At 52.1% G+C, this 18,146-nt stretch carries 13 protein-coding genes and 1 tRNA gene; 12 read left to right on the top strand and 2 right to left on the bottom strand.

Annotated features, from left to right (window positions below; genetic code table 11):
• Positions 1-139 precede the first annotated feature (139 nt).
• The 3 genes from pepN (at position 140) to MYB54_RS12630 (ending at position 4,760) form a co-directional block, all read left to right on the top strand.
• Positions 140-2,755 carry an aminopeptidase N gene (pepN, locus tag MYB54_RS12640; RefSeq protein WP_248720834.1) on the top strand — a complete coding sequence of 872 codons (2,616 nt, stop codon included), beginning with the start codon at positions 140-142 and terminating at the stop codon, positions 2,753-2,755.
• A gap of 205 nt (positions 2,756-2,960) precedes the next feature.
• The gene (gene pyrD, locus MYB54_RS12635; protein ID WP_010277017.1) at positions 2,961-3,971 is read left to right on the top strand and encodes a quinone-dependent dihydroorotate dehydrogenase; all 1,011 of its coding nucleotides are present in this window, start codon (positions 2,961-2,963) and stop codon (positions 3,969-3,971) included.
• A gap of 201 nt (positions 3,972-4,172) precedes the next feature.
• Entirely contained in the window at positions 4,173-4,760 is a 588-nt protein-coding gene (locus MYB54_RS12630) for a cell division protein ZapC (protein WP_014915124.1), read from the top strand.
• A gap of 71 nt (positions 4,761-4,831) precedes the next feature.
• On the opposite strand, the gene MYB54_RS12625 is transcribed toward MYB54_RS12630, so the two are convergent.
• Positions 4,832-5,935, bottom strand: coding sequence for a YcbX family protein (locus MYB54_RS12625; RefSeq protein WP_014915125.1), 1,104 nt, complete (start codon positions 5,933-5,935; stop codon positions 4,832-4,834).
• Between the two features lie 111 nt (positions 5,936-6,046).
• On the opposite strand from MYB54_RS12625, the gene rlmKL reads away from it, so the two are divergent.
• From rlmKL to MYB54_RS12590, 7 genes are all read left to right on the top strand, one after another.
• Complete coding sequence (rlmKL, locus tag MYB54_RS12620; RefSeq protein ID WP_248720833.1) at positions 6,047-8,164, top strand: bifunctional 23S rRNA (guanine(2069)-N(7))-methyltransferase RlmK/23S rRNA (guanine(2445)-N(2))-methyltransferase RlmL; 2,118 nt, start codon at positions 6,047-6,049, stop codon at positions 8,162-8,164.
• A gap of 3 nt (positions 8,165-8,167) precedes the next feature.
• A complete protein-coding gene (locus MYB54_RS12615) occupies positions 8,168-10,096 on the top strand; it encodes an ABC transporter ATP-binding protein (protein WP_180788844.1) in 1,929 nt (642 codons plus the stop codon).
• A 232-nt stretch (positions 10,097-10,328) separates the two neighbouring features.
• A complete protein-coding gene (pqiA, locus tag MYB54_RS12610; RefSeq protein ID WP_248721970.1) occupies positions 10,329-11,573 on the top strand; it encodes a membrane integrity-associated transporter subunit PqiA in 1,245 nt (414 codons plus the stop codon).
• Positions 11,533-13,200 (top strand): intermembrane transport protein PqiB, encoded by a 1,668-nt coding sequence (pqiB, locus tag MYB54_RS12605; protein WP_371928242.1) that lies wholly within the window; start codon positions 11,533-11,535, stop codon positions 13,198-13,200. Before pqiA ends, pqiB begins: the two co-directional genes overlap by 41 nt.
• Positions 13,200-13,766, top strand: a complete 567-nt coding sequence (gene pqiC, locus MYB54_RS12600; RefSeq protein WP_248720831.1) for a membrane integrity-associated transporter subunit PqiC — start codon at positions 13,200-13,202, stop codon at positions 13,764-13,766. Before pqiB ends, pqiC begins: the two co-directional genes overlap by 1 nt.
• Positions 13,767-14,068: 302 nt before the next feature.
• The gene (rmf, locus tag MYB54_RS12595) at positions 14,069-14,236 is read left to right on the top strand and encodes a ribosome modulation factor (protein ID WP_010276992.1); all 168 of its coding nucleotides are present in this window, start codon (positions 14,069-14,071) and stop codon (positions 14,234-14,236) included.
• 416 nt (positions 14,237-14,652) lie between these two features.
• Positions 14,653-16,212 (top strand): methyl-accepting chemotaxis protein, encoded by a 1,560-nt coding sequence (locus MYB54_RS12590; protein ID WP_248720830.1) that lies wholly within the window; start codon positions 14,653-14,655, stop codon positions 16,210-16,212.
• Positions 16,213-16,330: 118 nt separating this feature from the next.
• On the opposite strand, the gene MYB54_RS12585 is transcribed toward MYB54_RS12590, so the two are convergent.
• A tRNA-Ser gene (locus MYB54_RS12585) sits at positions 16,331-16,420 on the bottom strand.
• Positions 16,421-16,699: 279 nt separating this feature from the next.
• Between MYB54_RS12585 and MYB54_RS12580 the strand changes: the two genes are divergently transcribed.
• Together MYB54_RS12580 and MYB54_RS12575 are read left to right on the top strand one after the other, a co-directional pair.
• A complete protein-coding gene (locus tag MYB54_RS12580; protein WP_014915133.1) occupies positions 16,700-17,437 on the top strand; it encodes a phosphatase in 738 nt (245 codons plus the stop codon).
• 60 nt (positions 17,438-17,497) lie between these two features.
• Positions 17,498-18,076: a TorD/DmsD family molecular chaperone gene (locus MYB54_RS12575; protein WP_205594389.1), complete on the top strand. Its 579-nt coding sequence runs from the start codon at positions 17,498-17,500 to the stop codon at positions 18,074-18,076.
• Positions 18,077-18,146 lie beyond the last annotated feature (70 nt).

Below are 18,146 nucleotides of genomic sequence, written 5' to 3'. Positions count from 1 at the left end.
TATTACATTACGACAACATAGCGAGACGTGCGGGAATGAACCACGGTACGATGATTATCCTCATTATTTTGTCGTGGTAACATTAAGGTAACAGGCTTAGACTTGATCTTTGATGTTTATGACGAGGTGGAAACTTTATATGAATCAACAGCCGCAAATAAAATATCGCCATGATTACCGTGCGCCGGATTACACCATTACCGACATTGCACTGGATTTCGATCTCCATGCCGAAAAGACTCACGTAAAAGCCGTTAGTCAGGTGGTGTTGCAGGGGGATGCTGGCGCGCCGTTGAAGCTGGATGGCGAAGGGCTGAAACTGATTAGCCTGAGCGTTGATGGTCAGCCGTGGACACATTACCAGCAGCAGGACGATGGCCTGATTCTGACACAATTACCCGCGCGTTTTACGCTCAGCATCGAAACGGAAATCAACCCCGCCGCTAACAGCGCGCTGGAAGGGCTGTATCTTTCTGGCGATGCGCTCTGTACGCAGTGTGAGGCCGAAGGGTTCCGCCACATTACTTATTATCTCGACCGTCCAGATGTGCTGGCGAAATTCACGACGCGCATCACAGCGGATAAAGCCCGCTACCCTTATTTACTCTCTAACGGCAATCGTATCGCGCAAGGGGAACTGGAAGGCGGCCGCCACTGGATTGAGTGGCAGGATCCCTTCCCGAAACCCGCTTATCTGTTCGCACTGGTTGCTGGCGATTTTGATGTCCTTCAGGATCGCTTCACGACACGTTCTGGTCGCGATGTTGCATTAGAGTTGTTTGTTGACCGTGGCAACCTCGATCGTGCTGACTGGGCGATGACCTCGCTGAAGAATTCGATGAAGTGGGACGAAGAGCGCTTCGGTCTGGAATACGATCTCGACATCTATATGATCGTCGCCGTTGATTTCTTCAACATGGGGGCGATGGAAAACAAAGGGCTGAACGTATTCAACTCTAAATATGTGCTGGCCAAGGCGGAAACCGCGACGGATAAAGACTATCTGAATATTGAAGCGGTGATCGGACATGAATATTTCCACAACTGGACGGGTAACCGCGTCACCTGCCGCGACTGGTTCCAGCTTAGCCTGAAAGAAGGGCTGACGGTGTTCCGCGATCAGGAGTTCAGCTCCGATCTGGGTTCGCGCCCGGTGAACCGGATTGATAACGTGCGCGTGATGCGCGGCGCGCAGTTTGCTGAAGATGCCAGCCCGATGTCGCATCCGATTCGTCCCGATCAGGTGATCGAGATGAATAACTTCTACACGCTGACGGTCTATGAAAAGGGATCGGAAGTGATCCGTATGATGCACACCTTATTAGGTGAAGAAGGCTTCCAGGCTGGTATTCGTCTGTATTTTGAGCGTCACGACGGCAGCGCGGCAACCTGTGATGACTTTGTGCAGGCGATGGAAGACGCCTCCGGTGTCGATCTCACACAGTTCCGCCGCTGGTACAGCCAATCGGGCACGCCGGTGCTGACCGTGCGTGATGATTACGATCCGCAGACGCAACAATATCTGCTGAGCGTGAGCCAGATGACCCCAGTCGGTGCCGACAAACAGCCGAAGTTACCGCTGCACATTCCGTTGGATATCGAACTATACGATCCGCAAGGGCAGGTCATTCCGCTACAGAAAGACGGCCAGCTGTTGGCGTCGGTGCTTAATGTGACCGAATCCGAACAGACGTTCATTTTCGATCAGGTGCCTTGCCGACCAATTCCTTCTTTATTACGTGAGTTCTCTGCGCCGGTAAAATTGAACTATGCCTGGAGCGATGAACAACTGACGTTCCTGATGCGCCACGCCAGTAATGCGTTCTCGCGTTGGGATGCGGCACAGAGCCTGCTGGCCAACTATATTCGTCTGAACGTTTCCCGCTATCAGCAGAAACAGCCGCTTTCCGTGCCGATGCATGTTGTGGATGCTTTCCGTGGCGTGTTGCTGGATGAACAACTGGATCCGATGCTGGCTTCTCAGATTCTGACATTGCCGAGTGAAAACGAGATTGCCGAGCTGTTTGACATCATCGATCCGACGGCGATCGCTGCCGTGCGTGAGAGTATGACGCGTACGATGGCGAAAGAGATGGCGGATGAGTGGCTGGCGGTATACCACGCGAATCACGCGCCGCAATATCGCATCGAACACGCGGATATGGGCAAACGCGCGCTGCGCAACGTCTGCCTGCATTATCTGGCATTCAACGATGAAGCGCAGGCGGATAAACTGGTGCAGGCGCAGTTCCGTCAGGCGGATAACATGACAGATTCGCTGGCGGCGCTGTCGGCGGCGGTTGAGGCTCAGCTGCCAGTGCGTGATGACCTGCTGACGCAGTTTGATAACCGCTGGCATCAGGATGGCTTGGTCATGGATAAATGGTTTGTGCTGCAAGCGACCAGCCCCGCAGCCGATGTGCTGACCCGCGTGCGCGAGCTGCTGCAACACCGTTCATTCAGTCTGAACAATCCTAACCGCTTGCGTTCGCTGGTGGGGGCGTTTGCGGCCTCGAATCCGTCGGCTTTCCATGCGGAAGACGGTAGCGGCTATCGCTTCCTGACGGAGATTCTGGCCGATCTGAATACCCGTAATCCGCAGGTTGCAGCGCGGGTGATCGAGCCGTTGATCCGTCTGAAACGCTATGATGCTAAACGTCAGGCACAAATGCGTCAGGCGTTGGAGCAACTGAAGACGTTGGAAAATCTGTCTGGCGATCTGTTCGAGAAGATCAGCAAGGCACTGCAAGACTAATCCTGCCACGCGATTAGCACAGCCACACGCGGTATCCTGCCGCGTGTGGCGATAATTCCCGCATCACGATTCCCTGCTCCCGCAAACGTTTTACTTTCCGCAAAGATGGAATTACCATCACCGACCGTGAGTTAAACCGTAATCCACTATTGCTTACTCCCAGCGTAGGCAAGATACCTTTGCGATAGGGATCTCAGGAGACAATATGTTCTATCCCGTTATCAAAAAAGCCCTGTTTCAGCTCGATCCAGAGCGGGCACATGAGCTGACCTTCCAACAATTACGCCGTATTACCAACACGCCTTTTGAATTTCTCGTTCGCCAATCTGTTCCGACTAAACCCGTTACCTGCATGGGATTATCTTTTAAAAACCCACTCGGTCTGGCGGCGGGATTAGATAAAGACGGCGAATGTATTGATGCGTTAGGCGCAATGGGATTTGGTTTTATTGAAGTAGGGACGGTAACGCCGCGTCCACAATCCGGTAATGACAAACCAAGATTATTCCGCGTAGTGGAAGCGGAAGGATTGATCAACCGGATGGGGTTCAATAATAAAGGCGTGGATTATCTGGTCGAGAATGTAAAGAAAACACGTTTTGGCGGTGTATTAGGGATCAACATCGGCAAGAATAAAGATACGCCGGTTGAGCAAGGCAAAGACGATTATTTGATCTGCATGGATAAGGTTTATCCTCACGCAGGCTATATCGCGATCAACATTTCGTCACCCAATACGCCGGGGTTACGCAGCCTGCAATATGGTGAAGCGCTGGACGATCTTTTGCTGGCGATAAAGAACAAGCAGACAGAATTAAAAGATAAGCATCAGAAATATGTTCCCGTGGCGGTAAAGATCGCGCCGGATCTTTCTGAAGAAGAATTGATCCAAATTGCCGACAGTCTGGTTCGCCATAACATCGATGGCGTGATTGCCACCAATACGACACTCGACAGAAAACTGATTCAGGGATTAAACCACTGCGGGCAAACCGGAGGATTAAGTGGACGTCCGTTGCAGACAAGCAGCACGGAAATTATCCGCCGTTTGTCACAGGAATTAGCGGGACGTTTACCGATTATTGGCGTTGGCGGAATTGATTCTTTGGTCGCCGCTCGCGAGAAAATGGCGGCTGGCGCATCGCTGGTACAGATATATTCAGGCTTTATTTTCCACGGTCCACGCCTGATTAAAGATATCGTTACACATATTTAATCCGAAATGCCTTTCATTTTTAGCTGGGGGTTTATTTATCCCCCCGGCTAGTCTATATTTTATCCGTTTGCGTAAATAATCTATCAACGGATGACTGATCTTCTTGCCGCAATGTTTGTGACGATGAACGATTATTGTGATGTGAGAAAACACAATCAGCCATTTCTGATATTTCTACTATGAAGGCGAAGGGTAAATAATATGAAGTTAAAACCTGACGATAACTGGCGCTGGTATTTTGATACCGAACACGACCGCCTGATGTTGGATTTGGCTAACGGCATGTTATTCCGTTCTCGTTTTCCGTCTAAAATGCTAACGCCGGATGCATTCAATGAATGTGCATTCTGTGTCGACGATGCCGCGTTATTTTTTACCTATAACGACAAATGTCAGAAAGCGGCACTGCATCGCGACCTCCAGGGCGAATTAGTTCTTAATGCGCTGGTCGCAAGCCGATTCCTAAAACCGCTTATGCCAAAAAGCTGGCACTTCATTCAACAGCCGGATGCCGTAACGTATTCGCCGCAGGCGGGTGATGTTGTGCAGGTTCAACTCACCGAAACCCATGAAACGGCCTGTTTTCTGGTGGCGGAAGCAGGGGATAAGGCCTGCCTCTGTCTGCTGGCACAAGAACAGCTGTCATTAAGCGGAAAAACCATGGGGCTGGGTGACGCCATCAAAATCATGCACGACAGACTCATGCCTGCCGTCGTTCAGAATAGGGCTGAGTGGGAAACCACGTTGGGCGAGGGCACGTCGGCATTTGAGTATGCCAAGGTGGTCTAAACCCTCGGCGATACTCGCCAGGCTTCAACTACGTGCATGCTGGCTTTTCTTCGACTATTGCAGATGCTTTTTTATTGCAACTGAACGTCACTCTGCGGAATGCAGCTACAGGTAAGAATCTCGCCGTTTTCTCTGATGGCACTTTGCTTCAGTGCGGAAACCTCTCCGCTGACTAACGTCAATTTACAGCAACCGCACAATCCTGCCCGACAAGAATAGGGGATTCGAATACCCTGTTGCTCCAACTGCTCCAGTAAAATCTGCTGATTGTTCCCTTGTAATGATTTTCCCTGATAGTGGATGGTGACGGCCTGTTCGCTTTTTTCGGGAACGACAAGGCTTTCGACCACCTGACCAGAACCATAAGGACGCGGCGGTTTGGTCGCTAAAACTTCCAGCGTATCGCCTACGCGAATGATGCCCGTATTTCTGGCGACCAAATTTTGCCCGAAATCAACGTCGCCGTTGTCGGCAGTACGGAAAGATTGCAGCGTTGCCAGCGGTTCTCCTGACGGGTGTTTCCGGCCACGTTCGATGCTGACGGTGGTGAAGATACAGCGGCTACAGGGTTTGACAACGTCAAAAATAACCTCGCCAATCCGAATGGTCTTCCAACTGTCTTCGGCAAAGGCTTCCGCGCCTGTTACGACCAGATTGGGGCGAAACTGTTCGATTTTAATACCGGCGGAACAGCGCTGGCGCAGTGCCTGAAATGAGGCATCATTAATTAACAGAAACGGATAGCCATCGGCAAATGCCAGAGGAACATCAGGATAATGCTTAACTCGCCGCGATGGCTCATTGCCCACCCAGCGAAGCTGTACGGCACGCTGAAAATAGTGGCTTAACCAGACGTTGATAGCGTCAGGGGCGACGAGCGCCGTAAAGTGCGTTCCCCAGACTTCTGTCGGCTGAGGTGCCTCGGTGAAGTCGGCAAAACGTATCGTGGCCGTTTGACCATCCGGCGCGGCAATAAACAGTCCATCGGGTAACAAAGCGGGGGTAAATAACACCATCTGCGGATACTGGCGGGCAGTAATAAATGTGCCATCCGATTCGGTAATCATGAAGGCACGATCGTTCGCCAAACCGCTGACAGACGCCATCGCGTGGGACAGCTGTAGCCCCCGCATCGATTTTACCGGATGAATATAAAGCCGCGTTACGCCAATCACTGACCTGTTCCTTGCCAAAGTAAAACGGCAACTTTATGACAAGCGTCTCGGATTAGCTATAATGCGCCTCAATTTCTTTTATGAATCTATTTTTTTGGTGATAGTGACGACATGAATGCTTTGTTTGCCAGTACGGCGCGGGGATTGGAAGAGTTATTAAAAAGCGAACTCGAATCATTGGGTGCGCAGTCCTGTGCGGTTGTGCAGGGCGGTGTCCATTTTGAGGGTGACAATCGCCTGCTGTACCAGAGCCTGCTGTGGAGCCGTCTGGCATCGCGCATTCTGCTGCCGCTGAATGAATTCAAGGTACACAGCGATCTGGATTTGTATCTGGGCGTGCAGGCGATTGACTGGTCAACGATCTTCAGCATCGATAAAACCTTTGCCGTGCATTTTACCGGTACTAATGAAGATATCCGTAACAGCCAATACGGCGCATTAAAAGTTAAAGATGCGATTGTGGATAGCTTCACGCGCAAAACCGGACAGCGTCCAGACGTAGCGAAACAGCAGCCGGATATTCGCGTTAACGTCTTTTTACAGCGTGATATGGCCAGCGTGTCGCTGGATTTAAGCGGCGACGGCTTGCACCAGCGTGGCTACCGCGATCTGGCGGGGCTGGCACCGCTAAAAGAGAATCTGGCGGCGGCAATTGTTTTACGCTCCGGCTGGAAGAGTGGCACGCCGCTGGTCGATCCAATGTGTGGTTCCGGTACCTTACTGATCGAAGCCGCTATGATCGCGTCCGATCGCGCACCCGGTTTGCATCGCACACACTGGGGATTTAACGCCTGGTTAAAACACGATGCCGAACTGTGGCGCGAGGTAACCACGGAGGCGCAGCAGCGGGCTAGCCAGGGTTTGCAGGCGACGACCTCGCGCTTCTTCGGGTCGGATAACGACCGTCGAGTGATTGAGATCGCCAAAGCCAATGCGCGTCGTGCAGGCGTTGCCGAACTGATTTCTTTCGACGTGAGGGATGCCGCACAGCTAAAAAACCCCCTGCCGGAAGGCCCGAAAGGCACAGTTGTCAGCAACCCGCCTTACGGTGAGCGTCTGGAAAGTGAACCCGCGCTGATTGCTCTGCATAATATGCTGGGTCGCAGGATGAAAAGCGACTTTGGTGGCTGGCAGCTCTCGCTGTTCAGCGCATCGCCGGAGCTGCTGAGCTGTCTGCAACTGCGTGCTGAGCGCCAATTCAAAGCGAAAAATGGCCCGTTGGACTGCGTACAGAAAAATTATCAACTGGCGGAAACACAGGGTGAATCTGCGGGGCAAATCGCGGAAGACTTTGCCAACCGTCTGCGTAAAAACCTGCGCAAGCTGGATAAGTGGGCGAAGCAGCAGGGGATTGAGTGCTATCGCCTCTACGATGCCGACCTGCCTGAATATAATGTGGCGGTTGACCGCTACGGCAGTTGGGTTGTCGTACAAGAGTATGCGCCACCGAAAACCATTGATGTGCAGAAAGCCCGTCAGCGCCTGTTTGATGTGATCAACGCGACGTTGAGCGTGCTGGAATTACCGTCGAACCGTCTGGTGCTGAAAACGCGCGAACGTCAGAAAGGGAAAAACCAGTACGAGAAACTGGCGCAGAAAGGCGACTTCCTGCTGATGGAAGAGTTTGGTGCCAAGCTGTGGGTCAACCTGACCGACTACCTCGATACCGGCCTATTCCTCGACCACCGCATCGCCCGCAAAATGCTGGGTGAGATGAGCCGTGGCAAAGATTTTCTCAACCTGTTTGCTTACACCGGCACGGCGAGCGTACACGCTGGATTAGGTGGCGCACGTTCAACGACCACTGTCGATATGTCACGTACCTATCTGGAATGGGCCGAGAAAAACCTGCGGGCGAATGGCCTGACCGGGCGTCAGCATTGCCTGATTCAGGCGGATTGCCTGTCATGGTTACATAACGCTAATGAACAGTTCGATGTGATCTTCATTGACCCGCCGACCTTCTCCAACTCAAAACGTATGGAAGAGTCGTTTGATGTCCAGCGCGATCATTTGGCGCTGATGAAAGATCTCAAACGTCTACTGCGCCGTGGCGGCACCATCATGTTCTCAAATAATAAACGCGGCTTCCAGATGGATACCGCTGGCCTGACCGCGCTGGGGCTGAACGCCAAAGAAATTACCGCGCAGACTCAATCGCAGGATTTTGCCCGTAATCGTCAAATTCATAACTGCTGGCTGCTAACGCATGCCGGTGAGGAAAAGTAACCGATGTCTTTAATCAGTGTTTCAGGTGCGTGGCTGTCGTTCAGCGATGCGCCGCTGTTGGATAACACCGAACTCCATATCGAAGAGAATGAACGCGTTTGTCTGGTTGGCCGCAACGGCGCGGGCAAGTCGACCCTGCTGAAAATTCTGGCCAAAGAGGTCCCGCTGGATGATGGTCGTATCACCTATGAACAGGATCTGATTGTCGCGCGCCTGCAACAGGATCCCCCGCGGGATGTTGCTGGTAGCGTCTTTGATTTTGTTGCTGAAGGGGTCGCCGCACAGGCGGATCACCTGAAAAACTATCACGCCATGCTGCGTCTGGTAGAAAGCGATCCGAGCGAAAAGAACCTGAATCAATTGGCTAAGTTGCAGGACGTTCTGGAACATCAGGGCCTGTGGCAGCTGGAAAGTCGCATTCACGAGGTGCTGGAACAGCTTGGTCTGTCCGCCGATGCGCCGCTGGCTTCGCTTTCCGGTGGCTGGCTGCGTAAAGCTGCACTCGGCAGAGCGCTGGTGAGTTCGCCGCGTGTGCTGCTGCTGGATGAACCGACTAACCACTTGGATATTGAAACGATTGACTGGCTGGAAACCTTCCTGAAAACGTTCCAGGGCAGCATTATCTTTATCTCCCATGACCGTTCGTTTATTCGCAATATGGCAACCCGCATTGTCGATCTTGACCGCGGCAAGCTGGTTTCCTGGCCGGGTAACTACGATAAATATCTGGAAGGGAAAGAAGAAGCGCTGCGGGTGGAAGATCTGCAAAATGCGGAGTTCGATCGCAAATTAGCGCAGGAAGAAGTGTGGATCCGTCAGGGCATCAAAGCCCGTCGTACCCGTAATGAAGGCCGCGTGCGGGCGCTGAAAGCCATGCGTCAGGAACGTGCGCAGCGCCGTGAAGTGATGGGCTCGGCGAAAATGCAGGTTGAAGAAGCTGCCCGCTCCGGCAAGATTGTGTTTGAGCTGGAAGATGTGAACTATCATGTTGACCAGGGTTCTCTGGGTGAAAAGAAAGTGCTGACGCGCAATTTCTCCGCTCAGGTACAGCGCGGCGACAAGATTGCGCTGGTGGGGCCGAATGGCTGCGGTAAAACCACGCTGCTAAAATTGATGCTGGGTGGATTGGAGCCGGTCAGCGGTCGTGTGCACTGTGGCACGAAGCTGGAAGTTGCCTATTTCGATCAGCACCGTGCTGAACTCGATCCAGAACGTACGGTGATGGACAACCTGGCGGAAGGCAAACAGGAAGTGATGGTCAATGGCCGCTCGCGCCATGTGTTGGGCTATTTGCAGGACTTCCTGTTCCATCCGAAACGCGCCATGACGCCGGTAAAAGCGCTGTCGGGCGGGGAACGTAACCGCCTGCTGCTGGCGCGCTTGTTCCTTAAGCCCAGCAACCTGTTGATTCTTGATGAACCGACCAACGATCTGGACGTGGAAACGCTGGAGTTGCTGGAAGAGTTAATCGAAAGCTATCAGGGAACGGTTCTGCTGGTCAGCCACGACCGTCAATTCGTCGATAATTCGGTGACTGAATGCTGGATCTTTGAAGGTGACGGTAAGATTTCCCGCTTTGTCGGTGGGTATTACGACGCACAACAGCAGCGTGCCACGGCCACGCCACTGCGAACGACGGCTGCACCAGCAGTAACCGCAACAGCGCCGGCGGCGAGCACCGCACCGTCCGCTAAACGAAGCGCGGGGAAATTAAGTTATAACCAGCAGCGCGAATTAGATCAGTTGCCGCTGCGCCTTGAGCAACTGGAGCAGGAAATTGCGTCGTTACAAGCACAGATGAGCGACGCCAATTTCTTCAGCCGTCCACATGACGAAACGCAGCAGGTCTTAAGCGCTCTGGCGGAAGCGGAAAGCGCGCTGGAAACCTGTTTCGAACGTTGGGAAGAGCTGGAAGCACAGAAAAACGGCTAATTTGCGTTGTGTGTTATGCCATCAATACGGGAGGTTAACTCCCGTATTGATGGAAGATGTTTTCGGTCAGAAGCTGACGACGTTTTGAAGGAGAGAATGCGTGTGTTCCCATCACGATCGGCATGACCCAAATCTTCAGCAAAAAGAGCGTCATCAAGACAAACACGTTCTTCAACGTGATCCCGCTCATGAGCATAGCCCTGAACACGAACATCATCACCATGATGACTATATGCTTTGCCCGCAGTGCGACCTGCTGGTGGAATTACCTGAGCTGTTACACGGCCAGAAAGCGACCTGTCCACGCTGTAAAACTGCACTAACCAACTGCCAGACGGAACCGCGTAAACGGCCGGTTGGCTATGCGGTGAGCGCGCTATTTATGCTATTGCTGGCAAACCTCTTCCCCTTCGTTTCTATGCGTGTCGCGGGAATCACCAGCGAAATTACCCTGATACAAATTCCTAAAGTGATGGTGGCGGAAAACTATGCCAGCGTCGCGACGCTGTTTATGCTTTTTGTCCAACTGGTCCCGGCTTTCAGTATGGCGACCCTCATTCTGCTTTGCCTGCATGCCTCGTTGCCGCTGGCGTTGAAAAAAAACCTGGGCAAAATGCTGTTCCACCTCAAAAGCTGGGGGATGGCAGAGATTTTTCTGGCTGGCGTACTGGTCAGTTTTGTCAAACTGATGGCCTATGGTGACATCGGCATCGGCACCAGTTTTATGCCTTTTGTCCTGTTCTGTCTGCTACAGCTGCTGGCCTTCCAAAGCCTCGACCGCCGCTGGTTGTGGAATGACATTGTGCCGCCGCCCGCGCTGCCTGCGCCACCGGTTCTGGGACAAAGCGGGCTATCGCAAGGGCTGCGTTCATGCCCATGTTGCACCGCCATTCTGCCAGCCAACCAGTTAATATGCCCGCGCTGCCACTCACGTGGACATGCCCGTAAGAAGCACAGCCTGCAATGGACACTGGCTCTGCTGATCACCTCTGTGATGCTGTATATCCCCTCGAATCTGATGCCGATCATGGTGACCGAAGCCTTCGGCGATCGTATGGGGTCGACGATTATGTCGGGTGTTATTCTGTTGTGGGGGATGGGATCTTACCCTGTCGCGCTGGTGATTTTTGTTGCCAGCGTCATGGTGCCATCGCTAAAAATGCTGGCGCTAGGCTGGCTTTGCTGGCAGGCCAACGGCAAAACCAAAAAAACGGAAGACAGCGAGCGCATGCATGTCATCTATGAGATGGTTGAGTTTGTTGGACGCTGGTCGATGATTGATGTGTTCGTTATTGCCGTCTTATCTGCAATGGTGCGCATTGGTCGCCTGATGAGTATTTATCCCGCCGTTGGGGCGGTGTTGTTCGCGGCTGTGGTGATTCTGACCATGTTTGCCGCGATGATGTTTGATCCCCGTTTGTTGTGGGATCGTCGCGATGATGTTCTTCATAAGGAGCCTGCCGTTGGCGAAAGATAACCATGCCATTGCGGATGTAGAAACGATTAAACGCTGGTCTCCGGTCTGGATTGTGCCGATTGTCACGGTACTGATCGGTGCCTGGATACTGTTTTACCATTTTAGCCATCAGGGGCCGCAAATTACGCTGATTACCAGCAACGCAGAAGGGATTGAAGCGGGAAAAACTGCCATCAAAAGCCGTAGCGTAGACGTTGGAGTGGTAGAGAGCGTCGTTCTGAGTGACGACCTCCATCGAGTGGAGATCAAAGCACGCCTGCACGATGGTATGGATAAATTGCTCAAGCAGGACTCTGCTTTCTGGGTGGTGAAGCCGCAAATTGGTCGCGAAGGTGTTTCCGGTCTGGGGACGCTCTTATCCGGCGCTTACATTGAGCTACAGCCAGGGGCCAGTAAAGAGGGTAAAAGCGAGTTTACCCTACTGGATGCGCCGCCGCTGGCCTCGCCGGATGCGAAAGGCATTCGGGTAATACTGGATAGCGAGCAATCTGGGCAGTTGAATGCGGGCGATCCGGTCCTGTTCCGCGGCTATCGGGTGGGGTCGGTGGAAACCAGCGAGTTCGATCCGAAAGCACGCAAGATGCGCTATCAGCTGTTTATCTCTGCGCCGTATGACGGTTTGGTCACGACCAACGTCCGTTTCTGGAAAGACAGCGGCGTAGCGTTCGATATGTCGGCGCAGGGCATGCGTGTCGAAATGGGCTCGCTGACTACGCTGTTTAGCGGTGGCGTCAGCTTTGATGTGCCCACAGGGTGGGAGCTGGGTGATGTGGCCAAGACAATGGCGCAGTATCGACTGTTTGATAGCCAGCGCAGTATTCAGGACTCGCTATACACCGAATATAAAGAGTATCTGCTGTTCTTCAGTGAATCGATCCGTGGTCTACAGGCGGGCGCGCCGGTTGAATTCCGTGGCATTCGACTGGGAACGGTTGCCGAAGCGCCATTTTTCCCAAAAAATATGAAGCAGGATCTGGATGATGATTATCGCATTCCGGTGCTGATTCGTATTGAACCCGATCGGTTTGAGAAGAAGATTGGTGGCTCGTTTGATTTTGAACAGCACCTAAAACAAGCCCAGTCGCTGGGGCTGCGCGCGTCGATGAAGTCGGCTAACCTTCTGACGGGCGCGCTCTATATCGATCTCGATTTTTATCCAAAAGAGAAAGTGGATAAACAGCTGTTCGTTCTGGACGGCTACCCGGTTCTGCCTACCATTGACGGTGGCCTGTCACAGATTCAGCAGAAGCTGATGGCGGTGCTGGATAAGGTGAATAACCTGCCGCTGAACCCGATGGTCAATGAAGCTACGAAGACGCTGACGGAAAGTCAGGCAACGCTGCGCGAAATGCAAAAAACGATGGCCACGCTGAACAAGCTGACGTCCAGCAAAGCGATGCAGGATCTGCCGGAAGATATGCAAAAAACATTGCTTGAATTGAATCGCAGTATGAAAGGCTTCCAGCCCGGCTCACCGGCGTATAACAAGATGGTGGCGGACATGCAGCGGTTGGATCAGGTGCTGCGGGAGCTACAACCTGTGCTGCGTACCCTGAACGAGAAAAGTAATGCGTTGGTCTTTGAGGCCTCGGGTAGTCAGGATCCTCAGCCGAAGAGGGCAAAATAATGATGAAAGCATGGACACTGGTTCTGGCTTTGGTATTGAGCGCGTGCAGCAGTAGTAATACGCAGAAAACGTACTATCAACTGCCGACAATCGCGGAGACCAATATGACGCAAACTGCGGAGACTCAGGGTCATCCGCTATGGGTGGAACATGTCAGCGTGGCAGATTATCTCGTCAATGCAGGCTTGGTTTATCAGACTAACGATGTGCAGTATGTCATTGCCAGTAACAACCTGTGGGCCAGCCCGTTGGATCAGCAATTGCAGCAAGCGCTGGTGACGAACCTGGGGCATAAACTGCCCGGTTGGGTCGTGACCACACAGCCGCAGGGAAGCGAACAGGCAGTGCTGAACGTGGCTGTCACGGGCTTTCACGGTCGTTATGATGGCAATGTTATCGTGCGCGGAGAGTGGATGCTGACCTATCAGGGGAAAGTGGTTAAGCGTCCCTTTAGCGTAGTGCTGCCACAAACAGAAGATGGCTACGACGCGTTGGTAAGAACGCTGGCGCAAGGCTGGCAGCAGGTTTCCCAGTCGATTGCCCAGCAGGCGGATACGCTGAAATAACGATGACAGCGACTCGGTATTATCCGTTCATGGTTTGACACAAACAACGTTCTAAGAAATTAGGCCTCTAAAGATGTAATGCTGTGATTGCATTACGTTTTTAGAGGTTTTTTATTGTTTTCAATCAGTTAGGTTTTTTTGTTCTTTAACGGGGAAAATTCCTATTTTGGATCACAAATATGACACTGGCGTGAATTTTGCGCCTTGACCTTTGGCGACAGAATCGGTATTGATAGTCTGTGATTGCTTACAAAGTAATCATTGTTTTCTTTCCACCAGATAAATAATGAGGGAAATAAGGCATGAAGAGACAGAAACGCGATCGCCTGGAACGGGCTCATTCACGTGGTTATCAAGCAGGTATTGTCGGTAGACCAAAGGAATTTTGTCCTTATCAATCAATTAATGCCCGGTCTTACTGGTTGGGAGGCTGGCGAAAAGCCATGGAGGACAGGGCTGTTACCGCTTAGCGCGCCTTGTCATTAGAGGGAACGCCTCCGCTTTTGCGGAGGCTTTTGTTTTTAGGGGACAAGAGCCCTGATACTGCCTCTCAGTTCAATCGATACCGAGTTCACCGCCGACGGACACGATCAACACGCACGATCAATAGATACGTTCAACAGACATATCGGGCTTCGAGCAATGATCCGAGGCTTTGTTATTCCTGTAACGTTATTTATCTATTAATTTCGATTTCGATCATTTTTCCTCTATTTTTTAATCGTTATTGCTCGATATTGGCTTTTAATTGAGCGAATGAGGTGATTTTTCATTATTTTTTGTTAAAAAATCTATCATTACTACCTGGATGGTATGGCTCAAGGCGGCAATGTAGTGTAGTTTTTTGCTCGGAATTTTCTGAAAAGCGGTTAGAGAGAAGAATATCGTGAAATTACGAACCAGAATTGCACTGCTATGCGGTACGACCTTGTTAGGGATGTTAATTTTATCTGCGGTGGCGCTGAATACGCTCTATAACACGATGATGAGCGAACGCACTGGCCAGCTTTCTACGCTGGTTCAGCTGGCTCACGCGGCAGCACAAAAGGCATATGACCTTGAGAAAAGCGGTCAGCTGTCACGTGAGGACGCAGAGAAAGAGGCCAAACGGGCAATTAGCAGTTTCCATCAGGACGATCGCTATTTCTTCGTACGCGGCTATACGAATGATGTGAACTATGTTCATCCTAACCCTAAACGCATTGGCATTGTCGATGCCAATGGCGGTAAAGAAGCGGGAGAACGCTACCGCGCGTCGCTTAAAGGCAATACGATTGGCACAGTGATCGCGGAAGGGACGCGTCCGGGGCAGCAGAATAAAGTTGAGAAGCTTTATGCCGTCATTAAATTCGAGCCTTGGGACTGGACGATTGGCTACGGTGACTATATTGACGATATCCAACAAACGTTCTGGCGTAATGCGCTGATCCTGCTGTCTTTAGGGCTGGTTCTGCTGTTAATCATTTCCGCGTTTGCATGGAATATGTTGCGTACGCTGATGCGCCAGCTTGGCGGCGAACCGCAATATGCGGTGGAGGTTGTGCGCGAAATTGCGGAAGGCAATTTGCGCGTTGATGTTGAAACGAAGCCGGGCGATCAAACCAGTATTCTTTACGCTATTCGCGCGATGCGCGACAACCTGTCGCATCTGGTTAATCAGGTTCGCAGCAGTACCAATTCTATTGCCACAGCCTCGACGCAGATCGCGTCGGGTAACGGCGATTTGTCGGCTCGTACCGAATCGCAGTCCAGCGCATTAGAGCAAACGGCATCGGCAATGGAACAGCTGACCGCAACGGTGAAACAGAATGCAGATAACGCGCGCTATGCAAATGAACTCGCGGTGTCGGCATCGGATGTCGCGGTGCGCGGTGGGGATGTTGTCAGCCGGGTCGTGGTGACGATGGATTCCATCAGTACATCATCGCGTAAGATTGTGGATATCATCGGCGTTATTGACAGCATCGCTTTCCAGACGAATATTCTGGCGCTGAATGCGGCGGTAGAAGCGGCACGGGCTGGTGAACAAGGCCGCGGCTTCGCCGTCGTCGCAAGTGAGGTTCGCACGCTGGCGCAGCGCTCTGCATCCGCCGCTCGGGAAATTAAAGGCTTGATTGATGATTCCGTTGCCAAGGTGGGCGAGGGCACGGATTTCGTGAAGCAGGCTGGCGAGACGATGAGTGAAGTCGTTGAAAGCGTACACCGCGTAACGTCCATGATGGGCGAGATTAGTGTGGCGAGTGCAGAGCAGCGTTCCGGTATTGAACAGGTCAATCTCGCGATATCGCAGATGGATCAGAGTACCGAACAGAATGCGGCGTTGGTTGAAGAAGCATTGGCTGCGGCACACTCTCTGAACGAACAGGCACAAGAGCTGTCACGTACCGTTGAACAATTCCGCGTTGATGAGTCTGCGGGCAACTATCTGGCGCTGGGGGCAAGATAGCAGGAACAACAAACGGCAGGGTTCAGATAATAGAATGAATCCTGCCGAGGCTTCTCATCCGTTCCATCACCATAAAAGAAAACGCCCTTAACTTGCGTCAAGGGCGTTTTCTTTTATATGGCGGTGAGGAAGGGATTCGAACCCTTGATACGTTTTCACGTATACACACTTTCCAGGCGTGCTCCTTCAGCCTCTCGGACACCTCACCGTGGTCTCGCCGTATCACATAGCAGCGGACGGCGCTAATGTAGGGAAATTGCCGAACAGCGTCAACAAACTTCTGCATTCAATGCGTGCAATTAGCTAAAGTTAACGCAATTTGTTGCTTTGCTCACCGCTTTTCATTTTCGCCCTCGCGCATTTCCCCACCATGCGCCAAAAACTGATGTTTCAGTTGTGTTAATCATGCGTTGTAATTTCGTTCGCTGGCTGCGGAATAGCCCTGAAAATGGTATGCTGATTCGCAAACGTTGACCCAGGAGAACCTATGTATCCCGTCGATTTACATATGCACACCGTTGCCAGCACACATGCTTACAGTACCCTGCACGATTACATCGCTGAAGCACAGCAAAAGAATATCCGCCTGTTTGCCATCACCGATCATGGCCCGGATATGGCGGATGCGCCGCATTACTGGCACTTCATGAATATGCGCGTTTGGCCGCGTCTGGTGGATGGCGTCGGCATTCTGCGCGGTATCGAAGCAAATATTAAAAACATTGAGGGTGATATCGACTGCACCGGACCGATGTTGGATCAGGTGGATGTGATTATCGCAGGCTTTCATGAGCCGGTTTTTCCACCACAGGATAAAGATACACATACTACGGCGATGATCGCGACCATGGCACGTGGCGACGCGCATATCATTAGCCACCCCGGCAACCCGAAATTTCCTGTCGATATCCGTGCGATTGCGGAAGCCGCGGCGAAATACAACGTGGCGCTGGAGCTAAATAACTCTTCTTTCATGCATTCACGCCAGGGTAGTGAGCCAAACTGTCGAGCGATTGCGGAAGCCGTTCGTGACGCAGGTGGATTACTTTCTTTAGGTTCCGATTCCCATATCGCGTTTTCTCTGGGAGACTTTACCCACTGCGAACGTATTTTGCAGGAAGTGAATTTCCCACAGGATCGGATATTGAACGTCAGTCCTCGGCGCGTGTTGGATTTCCTCGAACAGCGTGGAATGCCTGCTATCGCTGAACTTGCTGATTTGTGACGCTGTCACTTAAAAGCGTTACTTAAAGACAGTGTCACTTAACAATAAATAGGGTTATGAATGAACGAGTTTTCTATTGTGTGCCGCCTATTGGGCACGCTGTTTTATCGCCAGCCGCAGGATCCTTTGCTGACACCATTATTCACGCTGATTAAAGACGGGAAACTGGCGCAGCACTGGCCGCTGGAGCAGGATGCGTTGTTGGAGCGTTTGCAAAAGGGGCTGGATTTGTCCGCAATGGCGGCGGATTATCAGGCGCTGTTCGATAGTGAAAATGGCTCAGTGTCGCCGCTGCGTTCGTCCTATGAAAGCGATGCTGATGACGCAGAAATTCGTACCTTTTTGCAGCAGCGTGGCATGCCGTTAAATGACGGTGGTGTGGTTGGGCATTTTGGTAGCTTGTTGCTGGCCGCGTCATGGCTGGAAGATCAGGCACAAGAAGACGAAACCGCTGCACAGATTACCCTGTTCGATGAGTATCTTTTACCGTGGAGCGATCGTTTTCTTGGGAAAGTAGAAAGCCACGCCACCACGGCATTTTATCGTACGTTGGCGATAGTGTGCCGTGAAGCGCTGGAAGCGATGCGGGATGAACTGGGCGAAAGCGGCGAAGAAGACGAGTCGGAAGCGGAAGAATAATACCGCGGAATGAAACCCTGCAGTATGAAATCTAGTGCGCCGATAGCAAACATGACGTGTGCTATCGGCG

This window comes from Pectobacterium nicotianae (genome assembly GCF_023272715.1).
In the GTDB taxonomy this organism is placed as follows: Bacteria; Pseudomonadota; Gammaproteobacteria; order Enterobacterales; family Enterobacteriaceae; genus Pectobacterium; species Pectobacterium brasiliense.
The sequence above is the reverse complement of the archived record's forward strand: the minus strand, read 5'-3'. Positions and strand labels throughout refer to the sequence as shown.

Bases quoted from the DNA above. Each gene is read 5' to 3' on its own strand.
- pqiC (WP_248720831.1), top strand. From the start codon at position 13,200: ATGATGAAAGCATGGACACTGGTTCTGGCTTTGGTATTGAGCGCGTGC.
- pqiA (WP_248721970.1), top strand. From the start codon at position 10,329: ATGCTTTGCCCGCAGTGCGACCTGCTGGTGGAATTACCTGAGCTGTTA.
- MYB54_RS12580 (WP_014915133.1), top strand. From the start codon at position 16,700: ATGTATCCCGTCGATTTACATATGCACACCGTTGCCAGCACACATGCT.
- pqiB (WP_371928242.1), top strand. From the start codon at position 11,533: ATGATGTTCTTCATAAGGAGCCTGCCGTTGGCGAAAGATAACCATGCC.
- MYB54_RS12630 (WP_014915124.1), top strand. From the start codon at position 4,173: ATGAAGTTAAAACCTGACGATAACTGGCGCTGGTATTTTGATACCGAA.
- pepN (WP_248720834.1), top strand. From the start codon at position 140: ATGAATCAACAGCCGCAAATAAAATATCGCCATGATTACCGTGCGCCG.
- MYB54_RS12575 (WP_205594389.1), top strand. From the start codon at position 17,498: ATGAACGAGTTTTCTATTGTGTGCCGCCTATTGGGCACGCTGTTTTAT.
- rmf (WP_010276992.1), top strand. From the start codon at position 14,069: ATGAAGAGACAGAAACGCGATCGCCTGGAACGGGCTCATTCACGTGGT.
- pyrD (WP_010277017.1), top strand. From the start codon at position 2,961: ATGTTCTATCCCGTTATCAAAAAAGCCCTGTTTCAGCTCGATCCAGAG.
- MYB54_RS12615 (WP_180788844.1), top strand. From the start codon at position 8,168: ATGTCTTTAATCAGTGTTTCAGGTGCGTGGCTGTCGTTCAGCGATGCG.
- rlmKL (WP_248720833.1), top strand. From the start codon at position 6,047: ATGAATGCTTTGTTTGCCAGTACGGCGCGGGGATTGGAAGAGTTATTA.